Source organism: Leisingera sp. (assembly GCF_982940295.1).
Genome location: NZ_CEYXRG010000013.1, coordinates 124338 through 131284, shown reverse-complemented (window position 1 = coordinate 131284; position 6947 = coordinate 124338). Strand labels below are relative to the sequence as shown.

The following is a 6947-nucleotide window of genomic DNA, read 5'->3' as shown; positions in this document are numbered from 1 at the left end:
GCATCGAGAACCCCCTGTTCTTCAAGGAAAACACCCGCATGTTCTACGGCGATGCAAAGCAAAGCCTCGACACGCTGCTGGGCATGATCCAGTAAGCCAACGGTCATATGACAACGAAAGGCGCTCCAACCGGGGCGCCTTTTTCTTTCCGGATCCTTCATCTGGCTGAAAATATCCCGGGGGAGGCCCGCGCGGGCCGGGGGCAGAGCCCCTGCAATACCTGTATTGTATACCATTGCATCCTGCTAACGCATTGAAATAAAACATTTCTGTACATATTTGCAAGGGCTCACTATGGTCGGCTGCATTGCCCCGGAGACCAGAATGCCCCCGATCCAGGACCACCCCCTGCGCTACACGCTCACCAATGAGCTGCACGCCCGCCCGTTTCCCGCCATGACCTGCCCCAGCACGGTTGTCTATCTGGCGGTCAAGCAGCCGAATGAGGCGGAGCACCGCGACCGGATGCAGGATCTGAAGCATCTGACCGACCTGCTGGACCGCCATGGGGCGCCGCACCCCAAGCCGGGGGCGACGCATCACGCGGCGCAAATCGGCCGCCACATGATCAAATGGGAGCAGCACACGGAATTTGTCAGCTACACCGTCTACCGCGACGGCGTCAGCGCGCGGGCCTTTGACCCGGCGGATTTTGACGTCTTCCCCTCCGACTGGCTGGCAGAGGCCCCCGGTCAGCGGATCACTTCCGCGCTGATCCGGGTTGTGCCGCGCACCAAAGCGGCGGAGATGAAGGAAACCCTGCATGACTGGTTCGTGCCGGAAAGCCTTGCGGTCTCCCGGGTGCTGGACGACAGCGCCGTGGTGGCCGGGGATTTCCGCATCGATCCGGCTGGGCATATGCGGTTTGCGGTGCTGCCGAATGCCGAGACCGGCAGCCAGCGCATCGGGCGGATCGTCCAGCGCCTGTGCGAGATCGAGACCTACCGGGCGATGGCGATGCTGGGGTTCTCCCGCGCCCGCGGCCTGACTCCGTCGATCAGCGCGCTGGACACGCATCTGAGCGAGATGATGGTGGAGATGACCGGCGGGTCCACTCCGGCCGAGCAGACCCTGTCGCAGCTGCTGACCGTCTCGGCTGAGCTGGAGGCGATGGCGGCACGCTCTGCCTTCCGGTTCAGCGCCACGGGGGCCTATGACGCTTTGGTCAACCAGCGGGTCAGCCTGCTGCGCGAGGACCGGCACGAGGGCTTCCAGACGCTTGCGGAATTCATGCTGCGCCGGTTCGAACCTGCCATGCGCACGGTGAAATCCACAGAGAAACGGCTGGAGACCCTGGCGAACCGGGCGCGCCGGGCAGGCGAGCTGCTCCGGACCCGGGTTGATGTGGAGCGCTCTGCCCAGAACCAGGCGCTGCTGGCCAGCATGGACCGCCGCTCGGACATTGCCCTGCGCTTGCAGCACACGGTGGAGGGGCTGTCGGTGGTGGCCGTCAGTTACTACGCGGTGTCTCTGGTCTCAGACTTCTTCCTGCCGTTTGCAGAGAGGTACGGGGTCAGCAAGAAACTCCTGATCGCAGCTGTTACCCTGCCGGTTGTTGCCTTGGTGTGGCTGGGGATCCAGCGGATCCGGAAGAAGCTGCACTGAGCGCGGCGTTCATGCCGAGGCCGCCGAGGGCAATGAACGCGAGCGCCAGCAGGGCGGCGAGGCTGAGGGTTGGAATGCCCGCCAGCCCGGCGCCCACGGTGCAGCCGCCCGCCAGCACGCCGCCTGTGCCCATCAGCACCGCACCAGCCAGGTAACGGCCGGTCTGGCGCGGGCTTTCGAAGCTTTGCCACTGGAAGCTGCCGCTGAGCACAGCTGCGGCCAGCGCTCCCAGCAGCACGCCGCCAACAAGGCCAGGGCCGAAGCCCGCAGGGATGGAGCTGGAAGCGATCACGAAGAACAGTGTATCGGCAGCAGGCGCAGTGAAGGAGAGGCTCTCCATCGCGATGGGATCAAACTCGTCATAGAGGACGAAGCCTGTTCCAACCCAGGCCGCAGGCACTAGCATGCCGAGCAATGCGGCACCCGCAAGCGTCAGCGCCCGATTGCCGGAGCGAGAGGCGACAATCAGCGCGGCAGCCGCTATCACCGCACTCCACAGCAGTGCGCCGCCGGGCAGGGCTGCAAGGGAGATCTGGTCGCCCGCAAACAGCGTGACCGAGCCAAGTGCGGTGCGGATCGGCGCCAGCACACCCTTCAGCGTCGCATGGGCGGTGATGGCAACCACCGCAATCACCATTAGTGCCCGCAGGTTGCCGCTGCCCGCCAGCACCAGCAGGCGCGAGGCGCAGCCGCGGGTCAGGATCATACCGGCGCCGAACATCAGCCCGCCAAGTGCAATCGCCAGCAGCGGCAGATCCTGCGCCATCAGCCGGTGTTCCGCAAAGCCGATCCAGCCCTGCGCCACGGCCGCCTGGGTGCCAATGACCGCTACAGCCAAAGCCATGGCCCAGACACCTGCGGCCTGGCGTCGGTCCTCTCCCGTCAGCACGCGGCGGAAGCAGAAGCGGGTCAGCTGCGCCAGCGCGCCGAACAGGGCGCCGATGCCAAGCGCAAACAGGACGGATGCCTCCCGTGCGGTCGTCTCTTCAAAGCCGAATGTTTCGAACATGGCGCTCTCCAGCTGCGGACTCGGAACGTTTTCCCGCAATGACGGGTTTGCCGCACCGCCGCAAGTGCCGGGCGGTTTGCGGAACTGGGTAAAGGCGGAACAAAGTTCCGGCCTGGGCAGCCCGGCAGAAAAAGTGATTTTGCCGGAGCCAGGTGCTGCAAAACAAACTGGCCGCTTTCTGCAAAGCGGCCAGTAGGTATGTTTTTATTTGAATGTGTGCGTGCGTTCTGCCTCAGCGGCCCCGGATCCGCGGGTCCAGCGCATCGCGCAGCCCGTCGCCCAGGTAGTTCACGCTCAGCACCGTCAGTGAGATCGCCATGCCGGGCCAGAACACCCGCTCCGGGTACTGCTGCAGATAGTCGGTGGCATCAAACAGCAGCCGCCCCCAGGTCGGGAAATCCGGCGGGAAGCCGAGGCCGAGGAAGGAGAGGGACGACTCGGTGATGATCGCGGTGGCAATCCCCAAGGTGGCCGAGACCATGATCGGCGACAGCACGTTGGGCAGGATGTGCCGGGTGATCAGCTTCTGGTTGGTGGTGCCGATGGAGCGTGCCGCCATCACGAACTCGCGCTCCTTCAGCGCCAGCACATCGCCGCGCACAATCCGCGCGGTGGGCATCCAGCTGGTCACCCCGATCGAGGCCACGATCAGGATGAAGATCCCTTGTTCCGGCCCGAAGGCCGCGTTCAGCGGCTCGCGGAACAGCAGCATCATCACCAGCAGAAGCGGCAGCAGCGGCAGCGCCAGGAACAGGTCGGTCATCCGCATCAGCGGGCCGTCCAGCTTCCTGAAGAAGCCGGCCAGCACCCCGATGAAGGAGCCCAGGAACAGCGCCAGCAGCATCGCCGTCAGACCCACGGAAACCGAGGTCGCGCCGCCCGCCATCATCCGGGCCAGCATGTCGCGGCCCAGCTGGTCGGTGCCGAAGGGATGCGCCCAGCTGGGGCCCTGGTTGCGGGCGCGGATGTCGATCTTGGTGGCGTCGATGTCCCACACGTAAGGGCCGGCATAGACCGCCAGGATGATGAACAGGAACAGCGCCCCGCCCATCAGCGCGCCGCGGTGGGATTTGAACTGGTCCCAGACATCCAGCCACTGGCTGCGCGGCGGGTTGTGCAGCTCCTCCAGCGCGCCTGCAGCAGGGACCGCGGTCGAGGCGGGCGCCATGCCTTCGTCGGGCACAAAGCGTTCCTTGTCAGTCATAGCGGATCCTCGGGTCAAGAATGCCGTACAGAACGTCGGCGATCAGGTTGAACAGCACGATCAGCACCGCAAAGATGAAGGTCAGCGTCTGCACCATCGGCAGGTCGTTGGCCTGGATGGCGCCGATCAAGAGCTGGCCGATGCCGTTCACCTTGAACACCTGCTCGGTGATGATGGCGCCGCCAAAGATCGACGGGATCCCCAGCGCGATCACGGTGACCACCGGAATCATCGAGTTGCGCAGGACGTGGACCATCACTACGACATACTCGCTCAGGCCCTTGGCGCGGGCGGTGCGCACGTAATCCTGGTTCAGGTTGTCCAGCATCGAGGCGCGCATGAAGCGGCTCAGCTGCGCGGTGATCTGCAGCGCCAGCACCATCACCGGCATGATCATCTGCTTCAGCTGGTAGACAAAGGCGTCCCAGCTGTCGACCACATGGGTGGTGTCATAGATCGACGGGAACCAGCCCAGCTGCACCGAGAAGATCACGATCACCAGCACGCCCGAGAAGAACGGCGGCACCGAGAAGCCGACCATCGACACAAAGGTGCCCAGCTGGTCGAACCAGCTGTACTGGCGGTAGGCGGAATAGATACCGATCGGCAGCGCGATCAGGATGGCCACCACATAGGCGGTGCCGACGACCCACAGGGTCTGCGGGATCCGCTGGATCACGATGTCCATCACCGGCGAACGGGTCTGCCAGGAGATCACCCGCAGGTCGCCCGCTGAGAACGAGGTGCCCAGGTAATGGTCGATCAGAACCTGCGGCTCGATCCAGAAGAACTGCACCAGCCACTTCCAGAAGCGGATGTGCATCGGCTGGCCGAGGCCAAGCGCCTCGCGCATCTTTTCTTTGACTTCGGGGGGGACGGTCCGGGGACCTTGCGCCATCGGGTCGCCGGGGGCGAGCTCCAGGAGCAGGAAGATCACGAGGCTGATGAACAGCAGTGTCGGAACTGCCAGGATCAGCCGCCGGATTGTAAAGGTCAGCATCAGGTAGGCGCCTTTGCAACTTGTATTAAGGTCGGAGCAGGCGGGGAGGGCCTCACATCCATGTCACGCGCAGGCGGTTAAACGTAACCAATGCAGAATGGCAAGGGGCCCCGATGTAACGTCAGGGCCCCAGGTGAGGCAAGCGCTGCTTACTTGATGCGGTACCAGTCTGCTGCGTTCCACAGCTCGCTGTCCCACACGTTCAAGTCAACGCCGCCCAGTGTGTTGGAATGCGCCGACAGACGGCCGCGGTGCACCAGCGGGATCATGCCGCCGTTTTCGACCATGATGTCATTGAGGCGGCGGCCGATTTCGGCGCGGGCCTCAAGGCCGGCAGTCTTGGTCAGCTCGGCGTGCAGCTGGTCGAACTCCTCGTTGCAGAAGCGCGAGATGTTCTCACCCTGCCACTGGGATTCCGGCTTGGGCGCCTTATCGCACAGGCCGTTGGCCAGATAGGCCTGCGGGTCGGTGCCGTCGAAGTTGTTGGCGTACATTTCCACGTCCGCATAGAACTTCTGGAAGGTGTCGGGCGAACCCGGGTCGCCGCCGAAGAACACCGAGGCGTTGATGTTGCGCAGCTCGGATTCAATGCCGATCTGGCTCCACCACTCCTTGATCAGCGCCTGGAAGTCTTGGCGCACGGCGTTGGTCGAGGTCTGGTACAGGATCTTCATCGGCTTGCCGTCCGGGGTCTCCCGCACGCCGTCGCCATTGGTGTCCTTATAGCCGGCGTCCTCCAGCATCGCCTTGGCGCCTTCGATGTCCTGGGTGGAGCAGTCAAAGGTGTCGGAGGCAAAGGCCGCAGGTGCAGGCACCCAGTTGCAGCCGACCTTGCCGGCCTTGCCATAGCCGATTTCGACCAGCAGCGGACGGTCGATGGCCATCGACATCGCCTTGTAGACGGCCGGGTCCTTCAGGAACGGATGCGGATGCTTGGCGGTGGAGCGCTCGCCCTCCGGCAGGTCCGGCGACGGGTCAGTCTGGTTCAGCATGATGCGTTCCACCAGCGAACCAAAGCCCGCAACCGGCTTGCCCTTGCCGCCTGCTTCCATCTGGGCGATCACTTCCGGCGCCAGCTGCAGGTTCCAGGCATAGTCGAACTCGCCGGTTTCCATAACCGCGCGGCCAGCAGCGGTTGCGTCACCGCCGCCCTTGAACAGCACCTTGGCAAACGCAGGCTTCGCCGGGTCGCGGTAGTTGGGGTTGGCCGACATGGTGATCACGTCGTTCGGCTTGAACTCATCCACCACAAACGGGCCGGTGCCGATCGGGCCAAAGTTGGCCTCGGTGCATTCCGGTGCGCGGGCGCCCATGCAGTTTTCGAACTGCGCCTTCTGCAGGATCGGGCTTTCACCGCCGGAGAACGGGCCATAGGGGAAGGGGGTCGGCTTGTCGAAAGTGACCTTGACGGTCATGTCATCCACCAGCTCGACCGAGCTCACGCCCTCGAACTTGGTCAGCTGCGCGCAGCCGCCTTCGGGATGCATGCAGTAGTCGGCGGTGAACTTCACATCGTGGCCGGTGAAATCGGTGCCGTCGGACCACTTGATGCCCGGCGCGATCTTCCAGGTGATCGAGGTCAGGTCTTCGCTTACGCCGCCGTTTTCGACGGTCGGGATCTCGGTCGCCAGATAGGGCACCATGTTGCCCTGCGGGTCATAGCGGGCCAGCGGCTCGATCACCAGCGAGGCGGCCTGAATGTCCTTGGTGCCGCCCGACAGGAACGGGTTCAGGATCGACGGCGCCTGCCAGTAGATGATGTTGACCTGGCCATCGGACCCGCGCTCGGCAAAAGCCGCCGGCGCCAGGGCGGCCGTGGCAACGGCCCCCATCAATAGGGATTTGAGTTTCATCACACACTCCTTGTCGGACACGTTTCGTGTCTTTTTGTTGGCCGGACCGCATCGGGCCCGGAGATTTGCCGCATCGCTGCGGAAGGGTCGCAATCGCACCTGCACACAGGCCAAAAGCGCAGTCATTAAGCACTCTTAACATACGCCCGGACAGGCCGGGGCGCATTGCTTGGCAGGCAACCACAAGGGTATCGAAAACCACTTCCCGGGAAATTGCAAATTCCAATTTCGAAAAGCCTATGCATTATTTGCATGAGCTTTTTCGGGCAAAGTAGA

5 protein-coding genes are annotated in these 6947 nt (G+C 63.8%); 1 reads left to right on the top strand and 4 read right to left on the bottom strand.

Features of this window, described 5'->3' with window-relative positions:
* Positions 1-324 precede the first annotated feature (324 nt).
* Positions 325-1605, top strand: a complete 1281-nt coding sequence (locus AC4HIX_RS13470; RefSeq protein WP_490399307.1) for a DUF3422 family protein — start codon at positions 325-327, stop codon at positions 1603-1605.
* On the opposite strand, the gene AC4HIX_RS13465 is transcribed toward AC4HIX_RS13470, so the two are convergent.
* From AC4HIX_RS13465 to AC4HIX_RS13450, 4 genes are all read right to left on the bottom strand, one after another.
* Positions 1541-2614 carry a YeeE/YedE family protein gene (locus AC4HIX_RS13465; RefSeq protein ID WP_490399306.1) on the bottom strand — a complete coding sequence of 358 codons (1074 nt, stop codon included), beginning with the start codon at positions 2612-2614 and terminating at the stop codon, positions 1541-1543. The genes AC4HIX_RS13470 and AC4HIX_RS13465 overlap by 65 nt on opposite strands.
* Before the next feature lie 232 nt (positions 2615-2846).
* Positions 2847-3818, bottom strand: a complete 972-nt coding sequence (locus tag AC4HIX_RS13460) for an ABC transporter permease (protein ID WP_490399305.1) — start codon at positions 3816-3818, stop codon at positions 2847-2849.
* The gene (locus AC4HIX_RS13455) at positions 3811-4818 is read right to left on the bottom strand and encodes an ABC transporter permease (RefSeq protein ID WP_490399304.1); all 1008 of its coding nucleotides are present in this window, start codon (positions 4816-4818) and stop codon (positions 3811-3813) included. The genes AC4HIX_RS13460 and AC4HIX_RS13455 overlap by 8 nt, the downstream gene beginning before the upstream one ends.
* A 149-nt stretch (positions 4819-4967) precedes the next feature.
* Positions 4968-6671, bottom strand: coding sequence for a peptide ABC transporter substrate-binding protein (locus AC4HIX_RS13450; RefSeq protein WP_490399303.1), 1704 nt, complete (start codon positions 6669-6671; stop codon positions 4968-4970).
* Positions 6672-6947 lie beyond the last annotated feature (276 nt).

Coding starts and splice junctions, on each gene's coding strand:
- AC4HIX_RS13450 (WP_490399303.1), bottom strand. CDS start 6,671: ATGAAACTCAAATCCCTATTGATGGGGGCCGTTGCCACGGCCGCCCTG.
- AC4HIX_RS13465 (WP_490399306.1), bottom strand. CDS start 2,614: ATGTTCGAAACATTCGGCTTTGAAGAGACGACCGCACGGGAGGCATCC.
- AC4HIX_RS13455 (WP_490399304.1), bottom strand. CDS start 4,818: ATGCTGACCTTTACAATCCGGCGGCTGATCCTGGCAGTTCCGACACTG.
- AC4HIX_RS13460 (WP_490399305.1), bottom strand. CDS start 3,818: ATGACTGACAAGGAACGCTTTGTGCCCGACGAAGGCATGGCGCCCGCC.
- AC4HIX_RS13470 (WP_490399307.1), top strand. CDS start 325: ATGCCCCCGATCCAGGACCACCCCCTGCGCTACACGCTCACCAATGAG.